A 25,716-nucleotide genomic window follows, 5' to 3' on the forward strand; every position below is an offset into this window, starting at 1 on the left:
TTTTAGAATAAATCGATTGTATCATGTCATGACTACTCCAATTCTAGGAGACCATCTAAATCAAGATAAGCAAACTGTAACTTTTCGTCGTTCAAGCTCATGATTATCCGATTATATTCAGGGTCGTAGCAGAATGCATTCATATTGTAGCCCACATTTAATGTTTTTATGTAGTTACCATCCAAATCATACACCAATAGGTGAGTCACATTTATTGGCCCTGTATTAGGGTTGCTTTCTCCAGAATATCCCACTATGATTCGATCATTGCAGATAATGATACCTTTGTAATAATAGATCATAGCATTACTTATCGCATTGTCCCAATTAGAACCATAAATATAATGTTTCAGGTTTCCTTTGAGGTCATAGATCGCTAATAAGTCGTGATGATTGTAACTTACAGCTATTAAATCTTTTTCCAAGGAGACTGTATATCTGATTCTTTTTCTTTCAATCTCGGGATGTCCGCTGATCAATGGGTGGATATCTCCGGTTTTCATATTCCATGTAACCAAGGATTCTTGGAAAGGCTTACCCGACTCTACCGTCATACAACAGGCATAACAAAGAGTATCATTCACATAAATGAGCCTCGTAGGTATTATTGAATTATTCATGTCAATCTTAGATTCCGGCAAGCAATCAGGATTTAAAAGAATACTATCAAGGCTATAACTCATTATTTTCATCTTTCCATAATCAGCAACAAAGAGACGGTGATGTACCTCATCGGGTATAAGTTCTCCTAACATTGTTATTTCGTCAGGGCCTTCTCCCGGGTGTACTGCTCCTGCAATGTATGAAAAATCCTTTTTATCAAAGACAAATACGAGGTTCTCTTTTGATTGCTGGTCGGATAATATAAGGTATTTTCCTAAAATATAAGGTGTTGTCATTCCACTCAGCAGAGGAGTATCTATTACAATTTTAGTAACCAATTCTTTTACATCCATTACATTACCGGAATAGTTCAAATGTTTATCAACACTTGAATGATGAGAACATCCCCACGCAAGAACAACTAATATAAAAGATAAAAGGAATTTCATAAAACGTTTTTTATATTACCAAAACTAACTAGAGTTCTGCATCAAGATAAGCAAATTGATATTCACTATCCAAATTCATAATAATTCGTTTATTGTCTGCATCGTAACAAAAGTAATTAATTTTGCGACCTACATCTAATGTTTTCAAATAATCTCCTGTGATTGTAAAGACATGAAATATAGTCGCTCCATTATTATTATTCCAATCTTCACCTATATACGAAGCGACTATTTTATCATCGCAGATAACTGCATCTTTAAAATGCTCCTTTCTGTCACCTTTTTGATCCCAATTAGGGCCATACACGTTATATTGCAATTCTCCATCCATATTGTACAAGCTTATTAAATCAAAGCGTCTATTAGACTCTATGAGTGTATGGTGTTTTATCGATAGGTTAAAAGCAATTCGTTTCTTGTCGTCTGCAGGGTGAGCATACGCTATTAATTCTATTTTCCCTGTACGCATATTCCATTTGCCGCTGGTTTGTGTAAAAGAAGAGGCGGTGGGTTGTATGAATGAACCGTATGACAGCGTATCATTGATATAGTAATAATCGTTCGGAAAAGCGACATCGCTAAAGTTTAATTTCACTTGTGGAGAATAGAGAGAGTTATTCAAAAGACTATCCAGATTATAACTAAGTATTCTGCGTTGCCCGTGATCCGTCACATATAAACTATGCTCTTTTTCGTTCCATGCAATGGCTCCAAGACTGGATATTTCCTTTGGTCCTTGCCCTACATCTCCAAGACTCAGTAGATGTTTAAAGGTTTTTTTGTCAAATATTTGTATGAGCTTATCATTCGATTTGTAATCGGCAATAACTAAATATTCCCCAAAAATATATGGTTGTGCTAAAGAACCGATTAAGACATCTTCCATATCTATTGCTTTTATATCGTCTTTCACACTAACGATATTCGTCCTTTGGTTATGCCATTTCTCATTTTGCACCTTCGAGGTACATGCACCACACAGAAAAATAATCAGTACTAGCTTTATATTATCTCTCATAATATCAGTTGTTTGTCTATTGCAAAAGTAATGGAAATCATTCAATTACAATCAAATATAAATGTAAATTGTGCAATTACATTCAATTCGTGCTTTTTTAATCACATCGGTCAATATCGGTATTGGGAATGCTTACTTCGTTGTTTTTTTGATGTAATTCATTCTATATTATTGATATATAGGTTATTAACTTGTTGTTAGTTAAATTTTATCATTTGTCGGAGCTAGGATGTAGATCTCATTTTTTATACATACATTTGTCACATAAATCTAATGATCGATAAATTCTATTATTTCCTACGTATCAATTGCCTCTTTTATTTGTTATATATTACATAACAATAGGAATGAAAGGATAGAGATATGAAGAAAATAGTCGTTTTTATGATGCTGATAGTGAGCTATGCGTGTACAGGTAATGCGCAAGATGCGAAGAGTAATCACCTTAATATAAAGGAGAACAAAACAATGAAGAATCAAAGTGAAATTTACTTTGCCGGAGGATGTTTCTGGGGAACCGAACACTTTCTGAAACAAATTCGCGGTGTAGAGCAAACTCAGGTGGGCTATGCAAACGGTCACGTGAAGAACCCCACCTACGAACAGGTATGTCAGGACAATACAGGCTTTGCCGAAACAGTCAAGGTGGTTTATGATCCACAGGTGGTAAAGCTCAATTTGCTGATCGATCTTTTCTTTAAAACGATAGATCCTACCAGTATGAACCGTCAGGGCAACGATCGCGGCTCGCAATACCGCACCGGAATTTATTATACCGATCCGGCTCTTCTGCCTACCATTAAGGCGGATGTAGCGGCACAGGCAGTTAACTACGCCAAGCCACTGGTAGTCGAAATAGAACCCTTGACCAGCTTCTATCCAGCCGAAGCCTATCACCAAGACTATCTGGACAAGAATCCCGGTGGTTATTGCCATATCAATCCCGCCTTGTTCGATTTGGCGAAGAAAGCCAATGCGCCTTCGGCTGCTACCACCGATAAGACCTATCAAAAACCCGATGATGCTACGCTTCGCTCCAAACTCTCGGCCGAGCAGTATGCTGTGACGCAAAAGAGTGCTACCGAACCGGCTTTCCATAATGAATACTGGAATGAGAAGCGAGAAGGTATTTATGTTGATGTAACGACCGGCGAACCATTGTTCATCTCCACCGATAAGTTCGATTCGGGATGTGGATGGCCCAGCTTCTCAAAGCCGATAGAGAAGTCCTTGGTGAAAGAAAAGCGAGATACATCACACGGCATGGAGCGTATCGAAATACGCAGCACCACAGGTGATGCTCATTTAGGACATGTATTCAATGACGGTCCTACCGACAAAGGTGGGTTGCGTTATTGTATCAACAGCGCCTCTCTACGTTTTATTCCGAAAGAGCAAATGAAAGAGGCTGGATATGGCGATTATTTGAAACTTTTGAACAAATAACAGGCTGTCGAAAACAGGCTGTGACCATAAACGGTTACCTTGTATAGAAAAGTACGTATTCTTGGTATCAAAGAGTACGTATTTAACATAGCATAAAGTACGTACTCTTATACCCTAAGAATACGTACTTTTTTAATTGCTGATAATTAGGGTGTTGCTTATTTTGTTTGGCTAAATTATGCATAGGATATAATATTGCGTACCTTTGCAAAAAATTACAAATAAAATTATGACTGTTCATTTAGAAAGAAAGGAGATTATAGACATTTGCACAACTCCAATCATTCAACAAACTTCGTTTTGGTCAAAAGTGAAAAAATATCAAGGAGTTGATTCTCATGCTTTTGATTTTAAAGTACCCAATCGAGATATGTATGTCAATGTCGGCGGATATTCATATACACAAGCCGATTTCGTGATGTTTCTTCAGTATTTAAACTCCGAAGACTGTATTGCCTATCTTCCTTATGGTCCCGAGGTAGAGCCCTCGGAGGAGAAGCAGGGACTCTTTCTGGAAGAGCTCTCCGAGGTACTGCGATCGCACATCCCTCGCAGTTGTATCGCTATTCGATACGATCTCAACTGGCAGTCGCACTGGAGCAAGGAGTGCGAGGAGGGGGAGGATGAGCCTTGGTGTGGAGCTCCCGAAAAGAAGTATCAGGAGTTTAAGCTCAACTTCAATACGGTAAACTGGAACCTGGTGAAGTCAAATACCGACATTCTCCCTACCAATACGGTGATACTGGATTTGCAGCGTACGGAAAGTGAGATTCTGGCACAGATGAAACCTAAAACCCGCTACAACATCGGGCTGGCACTACGTAAAGGAGTGAGGGTGGAGTCGATGACCGTTAAAGATCTGGATATTTGGTATCAGCTCTATCTGGAAACTGCTTGTCGCAACAAGCTCAATATAAATGATATAAAATATTTCGATTCTATCTTTGCTGCAAAGATGGAAGATGTAGAGTCTCCGGTTCAGGTCAAGCTCCTGACTGCCTATGTCGACGATCAGCCGCTTGCTGCCATGTTCTTGATTCTCTCTAGTCATCGGGCAACGTATCTTTATGGTGCTTCGTCGTCAGAAAAACGGAATTATATGTCGACTTATGCTTTGCAATGGAAAGCGATACAAATAGCCAAAGCCAACGGGTGTACCGAATACGATATGTTTGGCATTGCTCCCAGTGCAGATCCGTCACATCCGATGTACGGGCTTTATAAATTTAAGCAAGGTTTTGGTGGAAATATCTTTCATCAAATGGGCTGTTGGGATTATCCGCTGATTGAAGATAAGTATTCAATGTTTCAAGCCTCTGAGATGAGGAATCGAGGCTATTATTCCTAACGAGTTTCTTTCGTTTATTTAGCTGTTTTAGCCCCTTTTGCTTTGCCGCATTTACATAAAAAGTCACTCTAAATTTGTTTGGTGTGGCTTTTTTTCTTACCTTTGTAAAAATGAGCCATAAAAGCAGTCTGTTTCTATCCCTGTTTGTGGATATTCTAAGCGCTCATTCGGTTTGATTTAATCGTGTTAAAAGTATTACTCCCTTTACGTTTTTCAGTCTGCTTTATTTACTTTTTTATTTACTTATCAGTCTCTTTTGGACGACTGTGTTAAAACTATAACTTTATGAATTATAAAGATAGATTTACATGAACTTTTATATCTGCTTTTCTGCTATTTGCTCCTCAATTATTCGCTCAGGAAAAGCCTCAGTATCAGCTGGGAGGAGCACTACGTTTTAATTACAACTACTCTTCGTGGAAAACCGGAAGTAAAAATAGAGGCGGCGACTTTGGCTTTGATGTTTTTCGACTCAATGCAAAGGCCTCTTATAAACAATTGTCATTAGATGCCGAGTATCGGTTTTATCCGGAGTCATCGGGGGGAGGCATGCTAAAGCACGGATGGTTGGGATACCGTTTCAACGACTACAATCAGTTGCAAGTAGGGCTTACTACAGTGCCCTTTGGTATTCAACCCTATACATCGAATAGTTACTTTTTCAATATCAACTACTATGTGGGGCTCGAAGACGATGCTGATATGGGGATAAAATATATCTATCGACGAAATGCTTGGGAGTTTGCCGCTGCCTTTTTTAAGAATTCGGATGAATTCCAATTTGGTTCTGACTCTGAATCCTCTCCGAGCCGCTATGCATACGACATAGGAGGGAGAAATAAAGAGGTAAATCAAGGAAATGCACAATTGATTTATCATTTCGGGCAGCTTACTAACCAGCAGATCGGTGCCTCGACTATGCTGGGGGGATTGTATAACCTCGATACCGAGAAAATGGGAAAGCACGCTGCATTTGCCATTCACTATATGGGAGAGTATAAGGGCTGGAATCTTAAACTTCAATACATCTATCGAAATATCTCGCCCAACACTAAAGAGATGGAAGCCCCTACAGACGTAGAGATGTGTGCTTATGGCGGATCTTACTATACAGCCTCTCGCTTCATGGTTTATTCGGCATCTTTGGCTTATACCTTTCGACTCGATAAAGGTGTCTTGAAGTCTATACAACTCTACAACGACTTTAGCTTGATGGACAAGCAGCAGGCAGGGTATGTCAATAGTGCTCAAAACATAACAGGGTGTTTGCTGGATATCAAACCGGTATATATTTATGTGGATTATGCGATGGGTAAAAACCATGCATGGCTAGGCGGTAATTGGGAACGAAGTTTCTCCGATGCTACCTCCAATGCTTGGAACGCGCGCTTCAATATCAATCTAGGATATTATTTTTAACGATCAAACAATTATCAATCAATTATATATGAGTAAAATAACAATAAAAGACTTGTACCTCATCTTTGGCAATGAGAAGCGAAAAGCACTTCGAATGATTAAGGAAGGTAAGAGCAAAAGTGCTATTTTGAAAGAAACCCACTGTACGATTGCCGTACAGAATGCGAATTTAACCATCAATGAAGGAGAGATATTTGTGATCATGGGCTTATCGGGAAGTGGTAAATCGACTTTGCTTCGCTGCATTAATCGCCTTATTAAACCTACGCAGGGCGAGGTGATTATTAATGGTCGCGATATAGCCTTAGCTTCTGACAAAGAACTTTTAGATATACGTAGAAAAGAGTTGGCAATGGTTTTCCAGCATTTTGGGCTCTTGCCTCATCGTTCGGTATTGCAAAATATTGCATTTGGATTAGAGCTGCAAGGTGTTCGCAAGGAAGAACGTGAGAAGAAAGCACTCGAAAGTATGGAACTGGTCGGTTTAAAGGGCTACGAGGAACAAATGGTAGGCGAACTATCGGGAGGAATGCAACAGCGGGTTGGTTTGGCCAGAGCGTTGGCGAACAATCCCGAAGTATTGCTTATGGATGAGGCTTTCTCTGCTCTCGATCCATTGATAAGGGTGCAGATGCAGGATGAATTGTTGGCACTTCAGGCTAAAATGAAAAAGACTATTGTATTCATCACCCACGATTTGAACGAGGCTATTAAACTGGGCGATCGTATTGCCATCATGAAAGATGGTGAGATTGTACAAATAGGCAGTTCGGAAGAGATACTGACCGAACCGGCCAATGCCTACGTGGAAAGATTTGTCGAAAACGTAGACCGCAGTAAAATTATCACTGCTTCATCGGTCATGATTGATAAACCATTGGTGGTTCGTCTTTGGAAAGAGGGTCCCGAGGGAGTAATACGTAAGATGAAGCAGAGAAACCTGACAGTGCTTCCTGTCGTCGATGCAAACAATGTGTTGCTGGGCGAGGTAAGGCTAAACGATTTGCTTCAGCTTAGAAAAGAACAAACGAAATCAATCGACTCTGTTGTGCGCCATGAGGTACATTCCGTACTGGCCGAAACGGTAATTGAAGATATTCTGCCTTTGATGACCAAGACTAATTCGCCCATTTGGGTGGTCAATGAAGAGCGAGAATTTCAAGGAACCGTTCCGCTCTCATCGCTGATTATCGAGGTAACAGGTAAGGACAAAACAGAAATTAATGAAATTATTAAAAACGCAATAGATTTATGATGATAGGACAATATATAGAGACATTTATTACGTGGTTAACCGAACATTTTGCACCTTTTTTTGATGCATTGAGTTACGGAATCGGAGGGTTTATCGAAGGCTTTCAACAATTATTATACGGAATACCATTTTATATAACCATTGTGCTGCTGGCTGTCTTGTCGTGGTTCAAGGCCGGCAAATGGACGGCTTTGTTTACCGTGCTGGGGTTACTACTTATTTATGGTATGGGTTTTTGGTTCGAAACGATGCAAACGCTGGCTTTGGTGTTGTCTTCCACCGCCATCGCTTTACTGCTTGGCATTCCGCTTGGTATCTGGACGGCACGAAGCGCAAGATGCAATAAAATAGCCCGCCCGATTCTCGATTTCATGCAAACCATGCCGGCTTTCGTTTACCTGATACCGGCTGTGCTGTTCTTTGGTTTGGGAACCGTTCCGGGAGCTTTTGCTACGATTATCTTTGCGATGCCTCCGGTGGTGCGTCTTACGAGTTTGGGTATTAGTCAGGTTCCCGAAGCGATTATTGAGGCTTCCCGGTCGTTTGGTGCTACTCCCCGGCAGTTGCTATTCAAGGTTCAGCTTCCGTTGGCGTTGCCCACTATTCTGACGGGAATTAATCAAACCATTATGATGTCGCTTTCGATGGTGGTTATTGCTGCCATGATTTCGGCAGGAGGATTGGGCGAAATTGTGCTGAAAGGTATTACACAAATGAAGATCGGTTTGGGTTTCGAAGGTGGTATTGCTGTTGTGGTGCTGGCTATCATCCTCGACCGGATAACCCAAGGATTGGCAAAAAGAAAGAGATGAATAAACAAATAGAAAACAGAACTAAATGGAAAGATATGATGACTAAATTGAAAAATATCGCATTAGCAGCTTTATCGCTGCTGTTACTTGTCTCGTGTGGCAATAGCCCGGCAGAAAAGAAAATTAAAATAGGTTACACCAACTGGGCCGATTGCATCGCCATTACCTACCTGACAAAAGAGGTACTGACAGAGCAGGGTTACGATGTCGAACTACTCAATGCCGATGTAGCCCCGATCTTTGCTTCTATTTCAACTAAAAAGATTGATGTGTTTATGGATGCATGGCTTCCGGTTACGCACAAAGATTATATGGATCGCTATGGAGATAAACTCAATGTCTTGGGTGAGGTGTATAGCGAAGCACGCATAGGTTTGGTAGTGCCAGATTACGTTCCGATTAGTAGGATCGAAGAACTCAACGCAGACAAAGAGCGTTTCGGAGCGAAGATTGTAGGTATTGATGCCGGATCGGGTATCATGAAAGTAACCAACGACGCCATATCCGCCTATCAGTTGGATTTTAACTTGCTCACCTCGAGTGGACCCGGCATGACTGCTTCATTGAAACGAGCCATTGACGATGGAGAGTGGGTGGTGGTAACCGGCTGGACTCCCCATTGGATGTTTGAGCGATTTAAGTTGAAAGTGCTCGAAGACCCCAAAGGAGTGTACGGCAATGCCGAATCAATCCGCTCCATCGCATGGAAGGGTTTTAGAGAGAAAGATCCGTTTGCTGCTCAATTAATTAGCAATATACGATTGAGCGACGAAGAGATTGCTTCGCTAATGGCTGCACTCGAAGGCTCGAAAACAACCGAGGAGGCAACTGTTAAAGCGTGGATGAAGGATCATGCCGCGTTGATAGAAAGTTGGATACCCGTTTCTGTGCAGGAATAGAAAGGACTCACTCCAACTCATCGATGATTCTCTTCACATCGACCGGCTGCAAGCGCCCGTATACCTTTTCTCCGATCATCACAACCGGAGCTAATCCACAGGCGCCTACACAACGCAGGCAGTCTAAAGAGTATTTGCCATCCGGAGTTGTTTCGCCAACTTCGATGCCCAATATCCGTTTGAACTCTTCCAATAGTTTTTCGGAACCACGTACGTAGCAGGCTGTACCCATGCATACCGAGATGGGATGCCTGCCCTTCGGGGTCATGGTAAAGAAGGTGTAGAAGGTCACTACTCCATATACTTTCGATACGGGGATGTTTAGTTGCCGGGCGATGATACGCTGCATCTCTTCGGGCAGATAGCCTTGCAGATGTTGCGCTTCGTGCAGGATATTGATTAGTTCTCCCGGTTGGTTCTCATATTTATCGCAGATAGCTTTCACTTGTTCGGCAATGTTGCACGCCAATTTAATATCTGACATAGGTTGCTTTTTTAAAGTTAATCTTGAGACTTGTTGAAATAGTGAGTGTGTAGCAGATGTTCCGCTTTCTCGCTCAGTGGTTTGCCGAGAAACTCTTCGTACAGAGTCTTTATGTAGGTGTTTTCGTGTGCTTTTCGCAGGGGTTTGTTTGCATCTTCGCGGTACAGAGCGTTGGCACGGGCATAGAGCACCTCCGAATTGCCATGATGCAGTGGTTGACCGCCACCACCGATGCAACCTCCCGGACAAGCCATGATCTCAATCACGTGGTATTCGTTGCTCCCGTTGCGTATATCTTCGAGCAACTGCCGGGCATTGCCTAACCCGTGGGCGATGCCTACTTTCAGCTTGAAACCATTGAGGTTGATTGTAGCACGGCGCACACCGGCGAGTCCGCGTACCTGTTCGAAGTTTACGTTTTGTAGCGTTTCTCCGGTATAGATTTCATAGACCGAGCGTAGAGCAGCTTCCATCACTCCACCGGTAGTGCCGAAGATTACTCCGGCTCCGGTCGATTCACCCATCGGATTATCGAAAGGACTATCGGGCACTAAGGTGAACCCGATATTGGCACGTTTGATGAGGCGCGCCAGTTCGCGTGTCGATAGGGAGTAATCGACATCGGGGTTGCCATTTACTTTAAATTCATTGCGGTCGCATTCATACTTCTTGGCAAGGCAAGGCATGATGGAGACGACTACTAATTTCTCTCTTGGTATACCCACTTTCTCCGCCCAGTAACTCTTGGCAATAGAACCGAATATCTGCTGGGGCGAACGGGCAGTGGATGGAACATCGAGCATGTCGGAGAAGTGGTGTTCAAAGAAGTTCACCCATGCAGGGCAACAGGATGTTAGAATAGGGAGGCGTACCGACTTATCGCCATTGAGATGGCGGTTTAGTCGGCTTAGAATCTCCGAACCCTCTTCCATGATGGTGAGGTCGGCGGCAAAGTCGGTATCGAATACATAATCAAAACCAAGTTCGCGAAGTGCATAAACCATCTTTCCGGTAACCAATGTACCGGGTTGCAGTCCGAACTCTTCGCCCAGGGCAGCACGTACGGCTGGAGCAGTTTGGACGATGACTACTTTATTCGGATTCTCCAAGTCTTTCAGTAAACGGTTGGTATGATCGCGTTCGGTTAGTGCACCCACCGGGCAAACAGCTACGCACTGACCACAGTAGGTACATTCGCTTTCCGTCATCATGCGGTCGAACGCAGGAGCGATGGTGGTATTAAATCCTCTTCGGATAGCTCCGAGTGCGCCGACAGTCTGCACATCGTTGCATACACTTTCGCACCGACGGCAGAAGATGCATTTGTCCATGTTGCGGACAATGGAGGTCGTTATCTCCCGTTTGCGGGGAGAGAGTTCGCCACCATTGAAAGGCATTTCGCGGATGTTGAACCGCAGAGCCAGTGTTTGAAGTTCGCAGTTACCGCATTTGGGGCAGGTGAGACAATCGTTCGGGTGGTCGGACAGAATGAGTTCGGCTACTATTTTACGCGCATTCATTACCCGCAAGGTACTTGTTTTTACTACCATTCCTTCTGTGCAACGAGTAGCGCAGGAGGGAGCGAGATTCTTTCTGCCTATCACTTCGACTACGCAGATGCGACACGAAGCGGGATTGTTTTTAATACAAGTACCCTTCAGGTCGATATGGCAGAGAGTGGGGATGTCGATACCGATTTTGCAAGCAGCTTCGAGGATGGTACTTCCTTCGGGCACGGTAATGTAGTGACCGTCTATTTGGAGTGTAATCTGTTTTTCTTCCATAATGTTCTTCTATTTTAGCAAACAAGGATCGCTTTGAATTTGCAACGTGCCATACACATTCCGCATTTGATGCAGGTGTCGGGATTAATGGCATGGGGCTTGCGCACCGTACCGTTAATGGCATCTACCGGACAGTTCTTGGCACAAAGATGGCAACCGATGCAGAGCTCGGGGTTGATGGTGTAAGTCAGCAATGATTTGCACTGTTTGGCACGGCAGGTCTTGTCTTTGACGTGCTCCAGGTATTCATCATAAAAATTGTCGAGCGTTGAGAGCACCGGGTTGGGCGAAGTTTGTCCCAATCCGCAGAGAGCCGTATCTTTAATGACTCGCCCCAATGTAGAAAGGGTGTCGAGATCCTTTTCCGTTCCGCGCCCGTCTGTAATCTTGTTGAGCAACTCCAACAGCCGCTTGTTGCCTATGCGGCAGGGAGTGCACTTGCCACAGGATTCTTCTACGGTAAAATCGAGGTAGAATCGAGATACGGATACCATACAGTCATCCTCGTCCATGACAATCATTCCGCCCGATCCCATCATAGAGCCTACTGCCAGCAGGTTGTCGAAATCAATTGGGGTATCGAGATGCTTTTCCGTTAGGCATCCTCCCGAAGGTCCTCCGGTTTGTACGGCTTTGAATTTCTTTCCTCCTTTTATTCCTCCGCCTATCTCATAGATGACCTCCCGAAGCGTAGTTCCCATGGGTACTTCGATCAGTCCTACATTATTAATCTTTCCTGCCAGTGCAAACACCTTCGTACCTTTGGAGCGTTCGGTTCCGATGGACGCGTACCAGTCTGCACCTTTCGTTAATATAATAGGTATATTGGCAAGGGTTTCCACATTATTCACATTGGTTGGTTTTCCCAGATAACCGGATTCGGCAGGGAAGGGAGGTTTGAGAGTTGGTTCACCCCGTTTCCCTTCCATGGAGTGAATCAGTGCGGTTTCTTCTCCACAAACAAAAGCTCCTGCACCGTAACGAATCTCGATGTCGAAGCCGAAGGGGGTACCTAATATATTATTCCCCAACAGACCATATTCACGGGCTTGTGCTATGGCTTTCTTTAGTCGCTGAATGGCAAGCGGATATTCGGCACGGATATAGACCAGTCCTTTGGAAGCCCCGATGGAATAACCGCAGATGGCCATTGCCTCTACGATGGAGTGAGGGTCGCCTTCCATGATAGAGCGGTCCATGAATGCACCGGGATCGCCTTCATCGGCATTACAAACCACGTATTTTGTGTCGGCCTCTTGTTTGTGGGTCAACTCCCATTTGATACCTGTTGGGAATCCGCCGCCACCACGTCCGCGCAGACCGGAGCGTTTGATACTCTCGATCACCTCTGTCGGTTGCTTCTGCAATAAGCAGTCTGCCAATGCAAAGTAACCGTTGCGGGCAATATATTCTTCTATATTTTCCGGGTCTATAAAACCACAGTTGCGCAGGGCAACGCGTAGTTGTTTTCGGTAGAAATCCATGTGCTTGGAGTCGCTGACGGCTTTTTCTGTTTTTGGGTCTTCGTAGAGTAAGCGTTCAATTTTTCGGCCACCTATGATGTGTTCGGTGATGATCTCTTCGGCATCTTCGGGGGTAACTTGCGTGTAAAACGTGTTATCGGGGATAATCTTCACAATCGGGCCTTTCTCGCAGAATCCGAAGCAACCTACGGTAATCACTTCCACTTGGTTGGAGATGCCGTTTGCTTCGAGCTTTTTTTGCAGATGGTCGGTGATGGTATGACTGGAAGAGGCTTTGCAGCCCGTTCCTCCGCAAACCAAGATTTGCAGGTGCTTTGTTCCGACTGCCAGTCCGCAGCTTTTTTCGGCTACTATCTCATTGCTTTCTTCTCGCAACGAGAGTGCTTGTCCTGCTTTCTTCCTGATTGACTGCAAGTCATGGATAGATAGGATTTTCATACGTCTCAGATTTTGGTAGTTTTCGCAAATATAATTCTTTGTCTGAAAATAAATAGATTTTTCAGAAAATAGTTGCGTAAATAACTCACTATCTCGTATGTAGGTGCGTATGAGGGCTGAGGATAAAACGAAAAAAGCTCTGTAATCCTAAGATTACAGAGCTTTTTCTTCATTTTGCTTTCTTTGAAAGCGGTCCGGACGGGACTCGAACCCGCGACCCCCTGCGTGACAGGCAGGTATTCTAACCAACTGAACTACCGAACCAATATGTGTTTTCTAATTAATCGTCGTTTCGTTGTATCGTTTCGCTTTCTTTCATTTTGAAAGCGGTCCGGACGGGACTCGAACCCGCGACCCCCTGCGTGACAGGCAGGTATTCTAACCAACTGAACTACCGAACCAATATTTCTTTAACTCTTAATTAGCATTCTCTCTCGATTGCGGGTGCAAAGGTAGTTGTTTTTGTTAAACCTGCAATAGTTTTAGCCCTTTTTTTACTGTAAAAATGAAAGAAAAAAGATAAGACGTTGGTTCTCAATAGAAGAAAGAAATGCTTATTTTCCTCTTCAGACAGAGTAAAAGTGTTGTTTAGTGTATGAATAGAATGAAAAAAGAGAAAACGGATAGAAAAAAAGAAAAAAATACCATTCTTCGCATCTATGCTGGAATAAATGTTCTTACCTTTGCCTCATTAATTGCCAGAATGCGTGGCAAGGTGTGACATCTATTTCCTCTATTATAATATATAGAGAGGTAACAGCGATGTTCGTTCTAGTGTTTATGAATCGGGAACTATTCGAGTTCGTGGCTGATAATTGCAAGAGTGAGAAGTTTCATCAGTACAATTTAATTCAGCATTATTATAAACAACAGAATGAAAACATTACAGATTGGTAATCTGACTGCTATTTTACCTATTATTCAGGGCGGCATGGGCGTAGGCGTATCGTTATCCGGTTTAGCTGCTGCTGTAGCAAACGAAGGTGGTATTGGAGTTATCTCCGCTACGGGCCTTAGTCTATTATATACAAAACTATCGAGCGACTATCGGGAGGCCGGCAAATTGGGTCTGATCGAAGAGATACGCAAGGCGCGTGCAAAAACAAGCGGTATCATCGGGGTGAACGTGATGGTAGCCCTTACTAATTTTGCCGAATTAGTGAAAACCTGTATTACAGAGAAAGTAGACGTCTTGTTTTGCGGAGCAGGACTTCCGCTCGATTTGCCTTCTTTCCTGACGAAGGATAGTGTGACCGAGTTAGTGCCTATCGTCTCTTCGGCACGTGCAGCCAAAATCATTTGCCAGAAATGGGAGAGTTCTTATCAATATCTGCCTGCCGCCATTGTGCTCGAAGGACCGCAAGCGGGTGGACATTTAGGCTTCAAAGAGTCTCAGATCGATGATGTGAACTATTCGCTCGAAGAACTATTGCCTCAGGTAGTGGCAGAAGTTGTTCCTTTTGAAACGAAACACAACATCAAGATTCCTGTTATTGTGGCAGGTGGTCTCTTCTCGGGTGGAGATATCTGTCGTATGATGGCACTGGGAGCCTCAGGGGTGCAAATGGGTACTCGCTTTGTGACCACTACCGAATGTGATGCTTCCGATGCTTTTAAGCAGCAGTACATCAATGCTACCGATGCCGATATAGAAATTATAAAAAGCCCCGTAGGGATGCCCGGACGAGCTATTCGCAGTAACTTTCTCCAAAAAGTAAAGGCGGGTTTGCGCCAGCCCAAGAGCTGTCCTTATAGCTGTATTCATACGTGCGATGTCGAAAAAACACCTTACTGTATATCCGTGGCTCTTTATCAAGCCTATAAAGGCAACTTCGAGCATGGGTTTGCTTTTGCCGGTTCGTGTGTGTCGAAAGCTCATCGCATTATGTCGGTGAAAGAGACATTTGCCGAACTGGTGCAGGAGTTTGATGAGATGTGTTTGTCTAGAGAGCGTTGTTAGCGATTAAAATTCTTTCTATCTGTTAGATTTTGATGTTTTAATCTAAACTTTTTGCTTTTATATTTCGTGATTTTGCAATAAATCGTTATTTTTGCGAGCTAAAATCATGGAGTAGCAGAGTGACGCTACTCGATATAGAAAAGTAAAATAGAATGATGACGATAGCCAAACTGTTATTGCACTGTCCCGACAAACCGGGTATTCTGGCAGAAGTGACGGACTTTATTACGGTAAACAAAGGAAATATTATCTACCTCGATCAATACGTTGATCGGGTAGAAAACATCTTCTTCATGCGTATAGAATGGGAACTGAAAGACTTTTTGGTTCCGCAGGAGAAAGTGGAAGATTATTTCGATACGCTGTATGCGCAGAAGTATGACATGAGTTTCCGCCTTTACTTCTCGGATGTAAAACCTCGCATGGCGATCTTTGTATCGAAAATGTCTCACTGCTTGTTTGATATGCTGGCCCGCTATACGGCAGGCGAATGGAATGTGGAGATACCGTTGATTATCAGCAATCATCCCGATTTGCAACACGTAGCCGAACGTTTCGGTATTCCTTTTCACTTGTTTCCCATTACCAAAGAAACCAAAGAAGAGCAAGAACGCAAAGAGATGGAGCTGTTGGCGCAACATAATATTACCTTTATTGTGTTAGCTCGCTATATGCAAGTTATTTCGGAGCAAATGATTAATGTTTATCCCAATAAAATTATTAATATTCACCACTCGTTTCTTCCTGCTTTTGTAGGGGCGAAGCCCTATCATGCTGCTTTTGAAAGAGGAGTGAAGATTATTGGTGCTACCAGTCATTATGTTACGACCGAACTTGATGCAGGCCCTATTCTTGAACAAGATGTGGTGCGTATCACACATAAAGATTCGGTTGGCGATCTGGTCAATAAAGGAAAAGACTTGGAGAAGATTGTACTTTCGCGTGCGGTGCAGAAACACATCGAACGCAAGGTGCTTGCTTATAAAAACAAAACCGTCATCTTTAATTAATCAACGAAATGAAGGTCGCCATTATAAAATACAATGCAGGTAATATCCACTCGGTCGACTGTGCGCTTAGACGTCTGGGAGTAGAGGCTGTTATCACGGCGGATAAAGAGTTGTTGCGTACGGCCGATAAGGTGATATTTCCCGGAGTAGGCGAAGCCGAAACAACGATGAACCATTTGAAAGCAACCGGTATGGATGAGCTGATTAAGAGTCTGCGCCAGCCGGTATTAGGAATTTGTCTAGGTATGCAACTTATGTGCCGCTATTCGGAAGAGGGCGAGGCCGATTGCTTGGGTATCTTCGATGTGTCGGTGAAGCGATTCGTGTCGCAAAGACAGGAAGATAAAGTTCCCCACATGGGCTGGAATACGATTGAACAAACAAATAGCGAATTATTTAAAGGCTTTACACACGAAGAGTTTGTCTATTTTGTACATAGCTTCTACGTGCCGGTTTGCGAGTTTACTTCCGCCCAAACCAATTATATACAACCATTTAGCGCAGCATTGCACAAAGATAATTTCTATGCCACTCAGTTTCATCCGGAGAAGAGCGGAGAAGCAGGCGAACGAATAATAAAGAACTTTTTGGAACTAAGATGATAGAACTGATTCCCGCTATTGATATTATCGATGGAAAGTGCGTACGCCTTTCGCAGGGCGATTACAATAGCAAAAAGATATACAATGAGAGCCCCTTGGAGGTGGCCAAAGAGTTTGAGGCGAACGGTATCCGCCGGTTGCACGTGGTCGATCTGGATGGTGCTGCTTCGCATCATGTGGTGAACTATCGTGTGCTCGAACAGATAGCCGTGCGAACCTCGCTTGTCATTGATTTCGGGGGTGGGGTCAAGAGTGACGAAGACCTCATTATCGCTTTTGAAAATGGGGCGCAGATGGTAACTGGAGGAAGCATTGCTGTGAAGAATCCTGAACTGTTTGCCGGTTGGATAGCTCGCTATGGTAGCGAGAAAATCATTCTGGGAGCCGATGTCAAGGATCGTAAGATTGCTGTAAACGGATGGAAGGACGGTAGCGATTGTGAACTCTTTCCTTTTCTAAACGAGTATGTAGCCAAAGGAATAAAGAAAGTAATCTGTACCGATATCAGTTGCGACGGAATGCTTGAGGGTCCTTCATTGGCACTTTATCAGGAAATATTGCAGCATCATCCCGAACTTTACCTGATAGCCAGTGGGGGAGTGAGCAGCATAGGCGATATTGAAGCATTGTGTGAGGCCGGTGTGCCTGCCGTTATCTTCGGCAAGGCACTCTATGAAGGACGAATCACGCTCAAAGAGCTGCGCCGTTACCTATAATATAAGAGTTTACGATTACAAATTCATAATTAATATTGCCGTGTTAGCAAAAAGAATTATCCCTTGTCTCGATATCAAAGACGGGCAAACCGTAAAAGGAACCAATTTTGTCAATCTTCGCCAGGCCGGTGATCCGGTCGAACTGGCTCGTGCGTATAGTGAGCAAGGAGCCGATGAGTTGACTTTTTTGGATATCACTGCCAGTCACGAAGGACGTAAAACCTTTACGGAGCTGGTTAAACGTATTGCCGACAATATTAACATACCCTTTACCGTAGGGGGAGGTATCAATGAGTTGGCCGATGTAGACCGGTTGCTTCATGCCGGTGCCGATAAAATTTCGATTAACTCATCTGCCATCCGGCGGCCGGAGCTGATTGAAGAGATAGCCAAGCATTTTGGTTCGCAGGTGTGTGTCTTGGCAGTAGATGCCCGACAAACAGAAACCGGATGGAAATGTTTCTTGAATGGCGGACGTGTTGAAACAGATAAAACCCTGTTCGACTGGACTTTCGAGGCGCAGGAACGAGGCGCAGGCGAAATCTTGTTTACCAGCATGAATCACGACGGTGTGAAGGCCGGTTATGCCAATGAAGCGCTTGCCGAACTCTCGGTTCGCCTCTCGATACCGATCATCGCATCGGGTGGGGCGGGTACGATGGAGCATTTTCGCGATACATTTATAGAAGGAAAGGCCGATGCTGCGTTGGCAGCCAGTGTTTTTCACTTCGGAGAGATTCGGATTCCCGATTTAAAATCGTATCTTTGCGCACAAGGAATCCCGGTAAGGCGTTGAGTGTCTTATCAATTGTCATTCGTAAATTAGTCATTCGTAATTAATTAAATAGAACATGGATTTAGATTTCGATAAAATGGATGGACTCGTTCCGGCTATCATACAAGATAATTGCACCCGCAAGGTGCTGATGTTGGGCTTTATGAACAAAGAAGCTTATGACAAAACGGTGGAAACCGGAAAGGTAACCTTTTATAGCCGTACCAAGAATCGTCTATGGACGAAAGGCGAAGAGAGCGGAAATTTCCTGAATGTTGTTTCCATCAAGGAAGACTGCGATAAGGATACGCTACTCATTGAGGTTCATCCTGTTGGGCCGGTTTGCCATACGGGAACCGATACTTGCTGGGGCGAGAAGAACGAAGAACCGGTGATGTTTCTTAAACTATTGCAGGACTTTATCGACAAACGCCACCAAGAGATGCCCGAAGGCTCATACACCACCAGTTTATTTCAGTCGGGCGTTAATAAGATGGCTCAGAAAGTAGGCGAGGAGGCTGTGGAGGCTGTTATCGAAGCAACCAATGGTACGGATGACAGACTGATTTATGAGAGTTCCGATTTGATTTATCACCTGATCGTGTTGCTGACCTCTAAGGGATATCGTCTCGAAGATCTGGCACGCGAGTTACAGGTTAGACATAGCGCTTCATGGACGAAACACTAATCAATTATCAAGGCGTAGAGGTTCACCAACAGGAGCTTCAGGTACTTTGTGACGTTGATCTTCAACTACACAAAGGGGAGTTTGTTTACCTCATTGGTAAGGTAGGGACGGGAAAATCGACTCTGCTCAAAACAATCTATGCCGAACTGGGTATACAAGATGGCGAAGCCGAGGTGTTGGGATACAATATGCGAACCATCAAGCGTAAAACGATTCCCCAATTAAGACGCAAGCTCGGTATTGTATTTCAGGATTTTCAGCTGTTAACAGACCGCACGGTTTATAATAACCTCGAGTTTGTGCTTCGTGCCACAGGCTGGAAGAACAAGCAGGAAATGAAAGACCGCATCGATGAGGTGTTGCAGTTGGTAGGGATGAGTAATAAGGGGTATAAACTACCCAACGAACTCTCGGGTGGAGAGCAGCAGCGCATTGTTATTGCGCGGGCAGTGCTCAATTCGCCTGCTCTTATTCTGGCAGATGAACCTACCGGAAACCTCGATGCAGAGACTGGAAGAGCGATTGTAGAACTATTGCGCGATATTTGCAGATCGGGATCATCGGTTTTGATGACTACCCACAATCTGCACCTGCTAAAAGAGTATCCTGGTAGGGTATATCGGTGTGCCGAACATCGAATCACCGATGTGACTGCCGAGTTTATGACAGAAAATAATTAAAATAGATACTAATTTTTAACACAGTAACAAAAATGAAAGTTTTAAAGTTTGGAGGTACTTCTGTAGGTTCTGCTCAGCGAATGAAAGAAGTAGCCAAATTGATTACCGATGGTGAAAGAAAGATTGTTGTTCTCTCGGCTATGTCGGGTACAACGAATACATTGGTGGAGATTTCGGACTATCTGTACAAGAAAAATCCCGAGGGTGCCAACGAGATGATCAATAAGCTGGAAAGTAAATATAAACAGCATGTTGACGAGCTTTACGCTACTCCCGAGTATAAACAGAAAGGCTTAGAAGTCATAAAATCTCATTTTGACTACATTCGCTCTTATACCAAAGACCTGTTCACGCTGTTTGAAGAAAAAGTAGTGTTGGCTCAAGGTGAGTTAATCTCTACTGCTTTGGTTAACTATTACTTGCAAGAGTGTGGTGTGAAATCTATATTGCTTCCGGCTTTAGAGTATATGCGTACAGACAAGAACGCAGAACCCGATCCGGGCTATATCAAAGAGAAACTTCAGGCACAACTGGAGCTTTATCCCGATGCCGAGATCTATATTACACAAGGGTACATCTGCCGCAATGCATACGGCGAAATAGACAACCTGCAACGTGGGGGAAGTGATTATACAGCCTCGTTGATCGGTGCTGCCATCCATGCAAGTGAAATTCAGATCTGGACAGATATCGACGGTATGCACAACAATGATCCACGTATTGTCGATCAGACCTCTCCGGTGCGTCAACTACATTTCGAAGAAGCAGCCGAGTTGGCTTATTTCGGTGCTAAGATTCTGCATCCTACCTGTATTCAGCCTGCTAAATATGCTAATATCCCGGTTCGTTTGCTCAATACCATGGAGCCTGCTGCCCCCGGAACGATGATCTCTAACGATACGGAGAAGGGAAAGATCAAAGCAGTAGCTGCGAAAGAAAATATTACGGCCATCAAAATCAAATCGAGCCGCATGCTATTGGCTCATGGATTTTTGCGCAAGGTATTCGAGATATTCGAAAGCTATCAAACTCCGATTGATATGATTTGTACCTCGGAGGTAGGTGTATCGGTATCGGTTGATAATACCAAGCACTTGAATGAGATTCTGGACGACCTGAAGAAGTACGGTACAGTAACGGTTGATACCGATATGTGTATCATCTGTGTAGTGGGAGACTTGGATTGGGAGAATGTAGGTTTCGAGGCCAAAGCATTGGATGCTATGCGCGATATCCCCGTACGTATGATTTCGTTCGGTGGAAGTAACTATAATATCTCCTTCCTTATCCGTGAATGTGATAAGAAGAAAGCACTGCAATCGTTAAGTGACGTATTGTTCAATGGAAAATAAAATGAAAGGAATATTCCCTATTGAAAAGTTCCGTGAGTTGCGAACACCTTTTTATTATTATGATACGAAGGTGTTGCGCGATACACTGGCCTGCATCAAGAAAGAGATCGGCAGATATCCTAACTATAATGTGCATTATGCTGTCAAAGCCAATGCCAACCCGAAGGTGTTGACGATCATTCGCGAGAGCGGACTGGGAGCTGATTGTGTGAGTGGTGGTGAGATTCGTGCGGCGATAAAAGCCGGCGTAGCTGCCAATCAGATTGTGTTTGCCGGTGTGGGTAAAGCCGATTGGGAAATCAATCTGGGGCTGGAGTATAATATATTCTGCTTCAATGTAGAGTCTATACCCGAACTGGAAGTGATTAATGAGTTGGCAGCCGCTCAAGGCAAGGTGGCCAAGGTGGCTTTCCGTATCAATCCCAACGTGGGAGCGCATACACATGCTAATATCACTACCGGACTGGCCGAGAATAAGTTCGGCATCAGCATGCAAGACATGGAAACGGTCATTGACGTGGCCTTGACCATGAAGCATGTAAAGTTCATCGGGTTGCACTTTCACATCGGTTCGCAAATTCTCGATATGGGCGACTTTGTTGCACTCTGCAATCGTGTTAATGAATTGCAAGATAGATTGGAAGCCCGTCACATCCTCGTAGAACATATTAATGTAGGAGGTGGATTGGGTATCGACTACGACCATCCCAATCGTCAGCCCATCCCCGATTTTAAATCATATTTCTCTGCCTATGCCACACACCTGAAGTTGCGTCCTCACCAGACGCTGCACTTTGAGTTGGGGCGTGCGGTAACGGGTCAATGCGGTACATTGATCTCCAAAGTGCTGTACGTGAAGAAGGGAGCAAACAAGCAATTTGCCATTCTCGATGCAGGTATGACCGATCTCATTCGTCCGGCTCTCTATCAGGCGCATCATAAGATGGAAAACATTACTTCGGATGAAGCAATGCAGACCTATGATGTAGTAGGTCCTATCTGCGAATCATCGGATGTGTTTGGTAAGGCTGTCGATCTGAACGGAGTGAAGCGTGGCGATTTGATCGCTCTTCGTTCGGCAGGTGCTTATGGTGAGATTATGGCCTCGAGCTATAACTGCCGTGAGTTGCCTAAAGGTTATACATCTGAAGAACTTGTATAATAAAAATTGCCCGAGGATAGAACAAAGAAGAAAGATTGGTTGTTGTAGTTATATATAGTTTTCATTCACTTAAATACATAGTATAGTTATGATGACAGAGAAATTACAGCAAGTGTTAAACGAACAGGTGACTGCTGAACTGTGGTCGGCCAATCTTTATTTATCAATGTCTTTCTATCTTGAAAGAGAAGGTTATACCGGTTTTGCTGCTTGGATGAAGCGTCAATCGCAAGAAGAAACTGAACATGCTTATGCTATTGCCAACCATATTATGAAGCGAGGTGGTATTGCTAAGGTGGATAAAATAGATGTAGTACCTACAGGTTTTGGTACTCCGCTCGAAATCTTCCAGCACGCTTACGAGCACGAATGTCATGTTTCTAAAATGATTGATCTGTTGATAACGATTGCTGCTTCCGAAAAAGACAATAGTACGCAAGACTTCTTGTGGAGTTTTGTTCGCGAACAAGTGGAAGAGGAGTCTACTCTGCAATGTATTGTAGACCGCTTGAAGAGAGCGGGTGACAATGGATTGTTATTCCTCGACGCACAGCTCGGACAACGAAAATAAAAAAGATGGCCCGCAGAAAACGTAACGTAATCTGCGGGCCATTGTTTTGTTTGCCCGGAAGCTAACTCTCTTATTTATGCGCCTTCTCCATCGTGCTTAAATAGATATCAAGTGCGCGGGTCGATATCTGTATCTCGCGCAACGAAACGCCAAGCGAGGCAATAAGCAGCAGTAATGCCAATCCGAATACATAAACGGATAGCAGCTGGAGGTTGATGTATATCAGAAACATACTGATGACGCAAAGAAAGAGACTTCCGATGCCTAACTCCTGCATGGTGCGGGTTAAGTTGAGCCGTTTGCGCAAATTAACGATTTGTGCTGTCGTAATCTCTTCGGTCGGATTCTCCATGTGCCGATCGCGCAACAAACGCACCAACTGCGCGTATGATAAAAATCGGTTGGTGTAAGCCAATAAGATCAACGAAACTGCCGAAAAGAGTAGGGCAGGCGTTGTGAGGGTTAGTTCTTCCATACAATGATAATTATTTCACTACTCCCAGCTCCTTACCAATCTTGATAAAGGCTGCAATACATTTATCCAAATGTTCCCGTTCGTGTCCGGCTGATAACTGTACGCGTATACGAGCTTGATCTTTCGGAACAACAGGATAATAGAATCCGGTTACATAGATACCCTCTTCCAACATGCGGGCTGCATAGATCTGAGACAGCTTGGCGTCGTACAACATCACCGCACAAATAGCACTCTGTGTGGGTTTGATGTCAAATCCGGCAGCGATCATCTTATCGCGGAAGTACGTAACGTTCTCTACCAGCTTGTCGTGCAGTGCAGAGCTTTCTTTGAGCATCTTGAATACTTCAAGGCTAGCACCGATAATACCTGGTGCCAATGAGTTAGAGAATAGATACGGACGGCTGCGTTGGCGCAACAGGTCGATGATTTCTTTGCGTCCGGTTGTGAATCCGCCCAATGCACCACCAAAGGCTTTGCCCAGTGTGCCGGTGTAGATGTCTACCTTACCGTAGGTGGCGTACTGTTCACTTACTCCATGTCCTGTAGGGCCTACCACACCCGCCGAGTGCGATTCGTCTACCATAACCAATGCATCATACTTCTCAGCCAAGGCACAAATGCGATCCATCGGAGCCACATTGCCATCCATCGAGAATACTCCATCGGTTACTACGATGCGGAATCGTTGCGCTTGTGCCTCTTGCAAACATTTCTCCAATTCACCCATGTCGGCATTGGCATAACGATAACGTTTTGCTTTACACAAACGTACACCATCAATGATTGAGGCATGGTTCAGCGAGTCGGATATAATTGCATCCTCTTCCGTAAACAGAGGCTCAAACACTCCACCATTGGCATCAAAGCAAGCAGCGTATAGGATGGTGTCCTCTGTTTGGAAATAGTCCGAGATAGCTGCTTCGAGTTCTTTGTGGATATCTTGCGTTCCGCAGATGAAGCGAACGGACGACATACCGTATCCGCGGCGGTCCATCATCTTCTTGGCACCTTCGATCAAGCGGGGGTGATCGGATAGCCCTAAATAGTTGTTAGCACAGAAGTTAAGCACCTGTTTCCCCTTTACGGAAATAGCCGCTTGTTGTGCACTTTCAATCAGTCTTTCCTCTTTGTAGAGGCCGGCTTCTTTGATTTCAGCAATCGTGTTGCTAAGGTATTCTTTCATTTTACCGTACATAGCGTTTGAGTTTTAAGTTTCTTTGCAAAGGACACTATTTTTCTTGGAATAAACAATTTCTTTTTGCTATAAATGTGAAAAAAAAGTGCTTACTTTGTGCTCCCATTTAGCTTAATATACCTTATAAGTTGTAAGAATGAAAAATATTTTGGTAATTGGAGCAACCGGACAGATTGGTTCGGAGCTCACAATGGAATTACGCAAACGCTACGGCAACACAAACGTAGTAGCAGGTTACATTCAAGGCGCAGAGCCCAAAGGAGAATTGAAAGATTCGGGGCCGTCGGAAATAGTAGATGTAACGAACGAGGCAATGATCGAATCGGTAGTGAAGGCTTATCATATCGATACGATTTATAACTTAGCCGCTTTGTTGTCGGTTGTTGCCGAATCAAAGCCCAAGTTGGCTTGGAAGATTGGTATTGACGGGTTATGGAATGTGCTCGAAGTAGCGCGTGTACATGGTTGTGCTGTGTTTACACCTAGCTCTATCGGGTCATTCGGTGCCGATACGCCTCACACCTTGACGCCGCAGGATACCATTCAGCGTCCTCGCACGATGTATGGTGTAACAAAGGTGACCACCGAGATGCTGAGCGACTATTATCACACCAAATATGGAGTCGATACGCGTGCTGTACGTTTCCCGGGCATCATCTCAAATGTAACACCTCCAGGGGGTGGAACAACCGATTATGCTGTTGATATTTATTATTCGGCAGTAAAGGGTGAGAAATTTGTATGCCCCATTGCCGAAGGAACGTTGATGGATATGATGTATATGCCCGATGCGTTGAATGCCGCCATCTCATTGATGGAGGCTGATCCAACGAAGTTAGTGCATCGCAATGCTTTCAATATTGCCTCGATGAGCTTTGCTCCCGAGATGATTTATGCTGCCATTAAGAAAGAAGTGCCTGATTTTGAAATGGTTTATGACGTAGATCCTTTGAAACAGAGTATTGCCAATAGTTGGCCGGACAGTCTTGACGACACTTGCGCTCGTAACGAGTGGGGATGGAAACCGGTTTACGATTTGGAGAGTATGACAAAGGATATGCTTGAAAAGTTAAGAGCTAAACTGTAAA

The 25,716-nt window shown here is 44.0% G+C and carries 25 protein-coding genes and 2 tRNA genes; 18 read left to right on the plus strand and 9 right to left on the minus strand.

From position 1 onward, the window contains the following. Nucleotides 1–32: 32 nt before the first annotated feature. Both TY03_RS17585 and TY03_RS17590 read right to left on the minus strand, forming a co-directional pair. Complete coding sequence (locus TY03_RS17585) at nt 33–1,052, minus strand: 6-bladed beta-propeller (protein WP_042372378.1); 1,020 nt, start codon at nt 1,050–1,052, stop codon at nt 33–35. Between the two features lie 28 nt (nt 1,053–1,080). Next, nucleotides 1,081–2,070: a 6-bladed beta-propeller gene (locus tag TY03_RS17590; protein ID WP_042372380.1), complete on the minus strand. Its 990-nt coding sequence runs from the start codon at nt 2,068–2,070 to the stop codon at nt 1,081–1,083. 363 nt (nt 2,071–2,433) lie between these two features. Between TY03_RS17590 and msrB the strand changes: the two genes are divergently transcribed. The 6 genes from msrB (at nt 2,434) to TY03_RS17620 (ending at nt 9,249) form a co-directional block, all read left to right on the plus strand. Then, the gene (msrB, locus tag TY03_RS17595) at nt 2,434–3,516 is read left to right on the plus strand and encodes a peptide-methionine (R)-S-oxide reductase MsrB (protein WP_042372382.1); all 1,083 of its coding nucleotides are present in this window, start codon (nt 2,434–2,436) and stop codon (nt 3,514–3,516) included. 229 nt (nt 3,517–3,745) lie between these two features. Continuing rightward, on the plus strand, nt 3,746–4,864 hold the full coding sequence (locus TY03_RS17600) for a lipid II:glycine glycyltransferase FemX (RefSeq protein WP_042372384.1): 1,119 nt from the start codon (nt 3,746–3,748) through the stop codon (nt 4,862–4,864). A 498-nt stretch (nt 4,865–5,362) separates the two neighbouring features. Further along, nucleotides 5,363–6,283: a hypothetical protein gene (locus TY03_RS17605; RefSeq protein WP_230202002.1), complete on the plus strand. Its 921-nt coding sequence runs from the start codon at nt 5,363–5,365 to the stop codon at nt 6,281–6,283. A gap of 28 nt (nt 6,284–6,311) precedes the next feature. Next, nucleotides 6,312–7,538 carry a quaternary amine ABC transporter ATP-binding protein gene (locus tag TY03_RS17610; RefSeq protein ID WP_042372388.1) on the plus strand — a complete coding sequence of 409 codons (1,227 nt, stop codon included), beginning with the start codon at nt 6,312–6,314 and terminating at the stop codon, nt 7,536–7,538. Beyond that, a complete protein-coding gene (locus TY03_RS17615; RefSeq protein WP_042372390.1) occupies nt 7,535–8,350 on the plus strand; it encodes an ABC transporter permease in 816 nt (271 codons plus the stop codon). The genes TY03_RS17610 and TY03_RS17615 overlap by 4 nt, the downstream gene beginning before the upstream one ends. 38 nt (nt 8,351–8,388) lie before the next feature. Further along, on the plus strand, nt 8,389–9,249 hold the full coding sequence (locus TY03_RS17620; RefSeq protein ID WP_148335719.1) for a glycine betaine ABC transporter substrate-binding protein: 861 nt from the start codon (nt 8,389–8,391) through the stop codon (nt 9,247–9,249). Between the two features lie 7 nt (nt 9,250–9,256). On the opposite strand, the gene nuoE is transcribed toward TY03_RS17620, so the two are convergent. From nuoE to TY03_RS17645, 5 genes are all read right to left on the minus strand, one after another. Beyond that, nucleotides 9,257–9,733 carry an NADH-quinone oxidoreductase subunit NuoE gene (nuoE, locus tag TY03_RS17625; RefSeq protein WP_042372392.1) on the minus strand — a complete coding sequence of 159 codons (477 nt, stop codon included), beginning with the start codon at nt 9,731–9,733 and terminating at the stop codon, nt 9,257–9,259. 17 nt (nt 9,734–9,750) lie between these two features. After that, entirely contained in the window at nt 9,751–11,517 is a 1,767-nt protein-coding gene (locus TY03_RS17630; RefSeq protein ID WP_042372394.1) for an NADH-dependent [FeFe] hydrogenase, group A6, read from the minus strand. A 14-nt stretch (nt 11,518–11,531) separates the two neighbouring features. Beyond that, complete coding sequence (locus TY03_RS17635; RefSeq protein ID WP_042372395.1) at nt 11,532–13,439, minus strand: NADH-ubiquinone oxidoreductase-F iron-sulfur binding region domain-containing protein; 1,908 nt, start codon at nt 13,437–13,439, stop codon at nt 11,532–11,534. 190 nt (nt 13,440–13,629) lie between these two features. Then, nucleotides 13,630–13,703, minus strand: a tRNA-Asp gene (locus TY03_RS17640). Nucleotides 13,704–13,766: 63 nt separating this feature from the next. Continuing rightward, a tRNA-Asp gene (locus TY03_RS17645) sits at nt 13,767–13,840 on the minus strand. A 194-nt stretch (nt 13,841–14,034) separates the two neighbouring features. Here TY03_RS17645 and TY03_RS23065 point away from each other — a divergent pair. From TY03_RS23065 to TY03_RS17700, 11 genes are all read left to right on the plus strand, one after another. Beyond that, nucleotides 14,035–14,160: a hypothetical protein gene (locus TY03_RS23065; protein ID WP_262482532.1), complete on the plus strand. Its 126-nt coding sequence runs from the start codon at nt 14,035–14,037 to the stop codon at nt 14,158–14,160. 153 nt (nt 14,161–14,313) lie between these two features. Then, nucleotides 14,314–15,399, plus strand: a complete 1,086-nt coding sequence (locus tag TY03_RS17655; protein WP_042372398.1) for an NAD(P)H-dependent flavin oxidoreductase — start codon at nt 14,314–14,316, stop codon at nt 15,397–15,399. Between the two features lie 152 nt (nt 15,400–15,551). Beyond that, a complete protein-coding gene (gene purU / locus TY03_RS17660) occupies nt 15,552–16,409 on the plus strand; it encodes a formyltetrahydrofolate deformylase (RefSeq protein WP_042372399.1) in 858 nt (285 codons plus the stop codon). An 8-nt stretch (nt 16,410–16,417) separates the two neighbouring features. After that, a complete protein-coding gene (gene hisH / locus TY03_RS17665) occupies nt 16,418–17,011 on the plus strand; it encodes an imidazole glycerol phosphate synthase subunit HisH (RefSeq protein WP_042372401.1) in 594 nt (197 codons plus the stop codon). Next, nucleotides 17,008–17,727, plus strand: a complete 720-nt coding sequence (gene hisA, locus TY03_RS17670) for a 1-(5-phosphoribosyl)-5-[(5-phosphoribosylamino)methylideneamino]imidazole-4-carboxamide isomerase (protein ID WP_042372402.1) — start codon at nt 17,008–17,010, stop codon at nt 17,725–17,727. The genes hisH and hisA overlap by 4 nt, the downstream gene beginning before the upstream one ends. Nucleotides 17,728–17,767: 40 nt before the next feature. Next, nucleotides 17,768–18,523, plus strand: a complete 756-nt coding sequence (gene hisF / locus TY03_RS17675) for an imidazole glycerol phosphate synthase subunit HisF (RefSeq protein WP_042372404.1) — start codon at nt 17,768–17,770, stop codon at nt 18,521–18,523. Nucleotides 18,524–18,578: 55 nt separating this feature from the next. Then, on the plus strand, nt 18,579–19,190 hold the full coding sequence (gene hisIE, locus TY03_RS17680; RefSeq protein WP_042372405.1) for a bifunctional phosphoribosyl-AMP cyclohydrolase/phosphoribosyl-ATP diphosphatase HisIE: 612 nt from the start codon (nt 18,579–18,581) through the stop codon (nt 19,188–19,190). After that, on the plus strand, nt 19,175–19,870 hold the full coding sequence (locus TY03_RS17685) for a cell division ATP-binding protein FtsE (protein WP_042372406.1): 696 nt from the start codon (nt 19,175–19,177) through the stop codon (nt 19,868–19,870). The genes hisIE and TY03_RS17685 overlap by 16 nt, the downstream gene beginning before the upstream one ends. A gap of 32 nt (nt 19,871–19,902) precedes the next feature. Then, entirely contained in the window at nt 19,903–21,222 is a 1,320-nt protein-coding gene (locus TY03_RS17690; protein ID WP_042372408.1) for an aspartate kinase, read from the plus strand. Between the two features lies 1 nt (nt 21,223). Further along, on the plus strand, nt 21,224–22,384 hold the full coding sequence (lysA, locus tag TY03_RS17695; RefSeq protein WP_042372697.1) for a diaminopimelate decarboxylase: 1,161 nt from the start codon (nt 21,224–21,226) through the stop codon (nt 22,382–22,384). 88 nt (nt 22,385–22,472) lie between these two features. Beyond that, nucleotides 22,473–22,955 carry a ferritin gene (locus tag TY03_RS17700; RefSeq protein WP_042372409.1) on the plus strand — a complete coding sequence of 161 codons (483 nt, stop codon included), beginning with the start codon at nt 22,473–22,475 and terminating at the stop codon, nt 22,953–22,955. 70 nt (nt 22,956–23,025) lie between these two features. Here the strand turns inward: TY03_RS17700 and TY03_RS17705 are convergent, their stop codons facing one another. Together TY03_RS17705 and kbl are read right to left on the minus strand one after the other, a co-directional pair. Beyond that, a complete protein-coding gene (locus TY03_RS17705) occupies nt 23,026–23,430 on the minus strand; it encodes a DUF2721 domain-containing protein (protein ID WP_042372411.1) in 405 nt (134 codons plus the stop codon). Nucleotides 23,431–23,440: 10 nt separating this feature from the next. Then, entirely contained in the window at nt 23,441–24,628 is a 1,188-nt protein-coding gene (gene kbl, locus TY03_RS17710) for a glycine C-acetyltransferase (RefSeq protein WP_042372413.1), read from the minus strand. Between the two features lie 136 nt (nt 24,629–24,764). On the opposite strand from kbl, the gene TY03_RS17715 reads away from it, so the two are divergent. Next, entirely contained in the window at nt 24,765–25,715 is a 951-nt protein-coding gene (locus tag TY03_RS17715) for an NAD-dependent epimerase/dehydratase family protein (RefSeq protein WP_042372415.1), read from the plus strand. Nucleotide 25,716 lies beyond the last annotated feature (1 nt).

Source organism: Bacteroides neonati (genome assembly GCF_000499785.1).
Classification (GTDB): Bacteria; Bacteroidota; Bacteroidia; order Bacteroidales; family Bacteroidaceae; genus Bacteroides; species Bacteroides neonati.

Excerpts from the sequence above, each read along its gene's own strand:
- TY03_RS17585 (WP_042372378.1), bottom strand. The coding sequence starts at position 1,052 with ATGAAATTCCTTTTATCTTTTATATTAGTTGTTCTTGCGTGGGGATGT.
- TY03_RS17590 (WP_042372380.1), bottom strand. The coding sequence starts at position 2,070 with ATGAGAGATAATATAAAGCTAGTACTGATTATTTTTCTGTGTGGTGCA.
- msrB (WP_042372382.1), top strand. The coding sequence starts at position 2,434 with ATGAAGAAAATAGTCGTTTTTATGATGCTGATAGTGAGCTATGCGTGT.
- TY03_RS17600 (WP_042372384.1), top strand. The coding sequence starts at position 3,746 with ATGACTGTTCATTTAGAAAGAAAGGAGATTATAGACATTTGCACAACT.
- TY03_RS17610 (WP_042372388.1), top strand. The coding sequence starts at position 6,312 with ATGAGTAAAATAACAATAAAAGACTTGTACCTCATCTTTGGCAATGAG.
- TY03_RS17615 (WP_042372390.1), top strand. The coding sequence starts at position 7,535 with ATGATGATAGGACAATATATAGAGACATTTATTACGTGGTTAACCGAA.
- TY03_RS17620 (WP_148335719.1), top strand. The coding sequence starts at position 8,389 with ATGACTAAATTGAAAAATATCGCATTAGCAGCTTTATCGCTGCTGTTA.
- nuoE (WP_042372392.1), bottom strand. The coding sequence starts at position 9,733 with ATGTCAGATATTAAATTGGCGTGCAACATTGCCGAACAAGTGAAAGCT.
- TY03_RS17630 (WP_042372394.1), bottom strand. The coding sequence starts at position 11,517 with ATGGAAGAAAAACAGATTACACTCCAAATAGACGGTCACTACATTACC.
- TY03_RS17635 (WP_042372395.1), bottom strand. The coding sequence starts at position 13,439 with ATGAAAATCCTATCTATCCATGACTTGCAGTCAATCAGGAAGAAAGCA.
- TY03_RS23065 (WP_262482532.1), top strand. The coding sequence starts at position 14,035 with ATGAATAGAATGAAAAAAGAGAAAACGGATAGAAAAAAAGAAAAAAAT.
- TY03_RS17655 (WP_042372398.1), top strand. The coding sequence starts at position 14,314 with ATGAAAACATTACAGATTGGTAATCTGACTGCTATTTTACCTATTATT.
- purU (WP_042372399.1), top strand. The coding sequence starts at position 15,552 with ATGATGACGATAGCCAAACTGTTATTGCACTGTCCCGACAAACCGGGT.
- hisH (WP_042372401.1), top strand. The coding sequence starts at position 16,418 with ATGAAGGTCGCCATTATAAAATACAATGCAGGTAATATCCACTCGGTC.
- hisA (WP_042372402.1), top strand. The coding sequence starts at position 17,008 with ATGATAGAACTGATTCCCGCTATTGATATTATCGATGGAAAGTGCGTA.
- hisIE (WP_042372405.1), top strand. The coding sequence starts at position 18,579 with ATGGATTTAGATTTCGATAAAATGGATGGACTCGTTCCGGCTATCATA.
- TY03_RS17685 (WP_042372406.1), top strand. The coding sequence starts at position 19,175 with ATGGACGAAACACTAATCAATTATCAAGGCGTAGAGGTTCACCAACAG.
- TY03_RS17690 (WP_042372408.1), top strand. The coding sequence starts at position 19,903 with ATGAAAGTTTTAAAGTTTGGAGGTACTTCTGTAGGTTCTGCTCAGCGA.
- lysA (WP_042372697.1), top strand. The coding sequence starts at position 21,224 with ATGAAAGGAATATTCCCTATTGAAAAGTTCCGTGAGTTGCGAACACCT.
- TY03_RS17700 (WP_042372409.1), top strand. The coding sequence starts at position 22,473 with ATGATGACAGAGAAATTACAGCAAGTGTTAAACGAACAGGTGACTGCT.
- TY03_RS17705 (WP_042372411.1), bottom strand. The coding sequence starts at position 23,430 with ATGGAAGAACTAACCCTCACAACGCCTGCCCTACTCTTTTCGGCAGTT.
- kbl (WP_042372413.1), bottom strand. The coding sequence starts at position 24,628 with ATGTACGGTAAAATGAAAGAATACCTTAGCAACACGATTGCTGAAATC.
- TY03_RS17715 (WP_042372415.1), top strand. The coding sequence starts at position 24,765 with ATGAAAAATATTTTGGTAATTGGAGCAACCGGACAGATTGGTTCGGAG.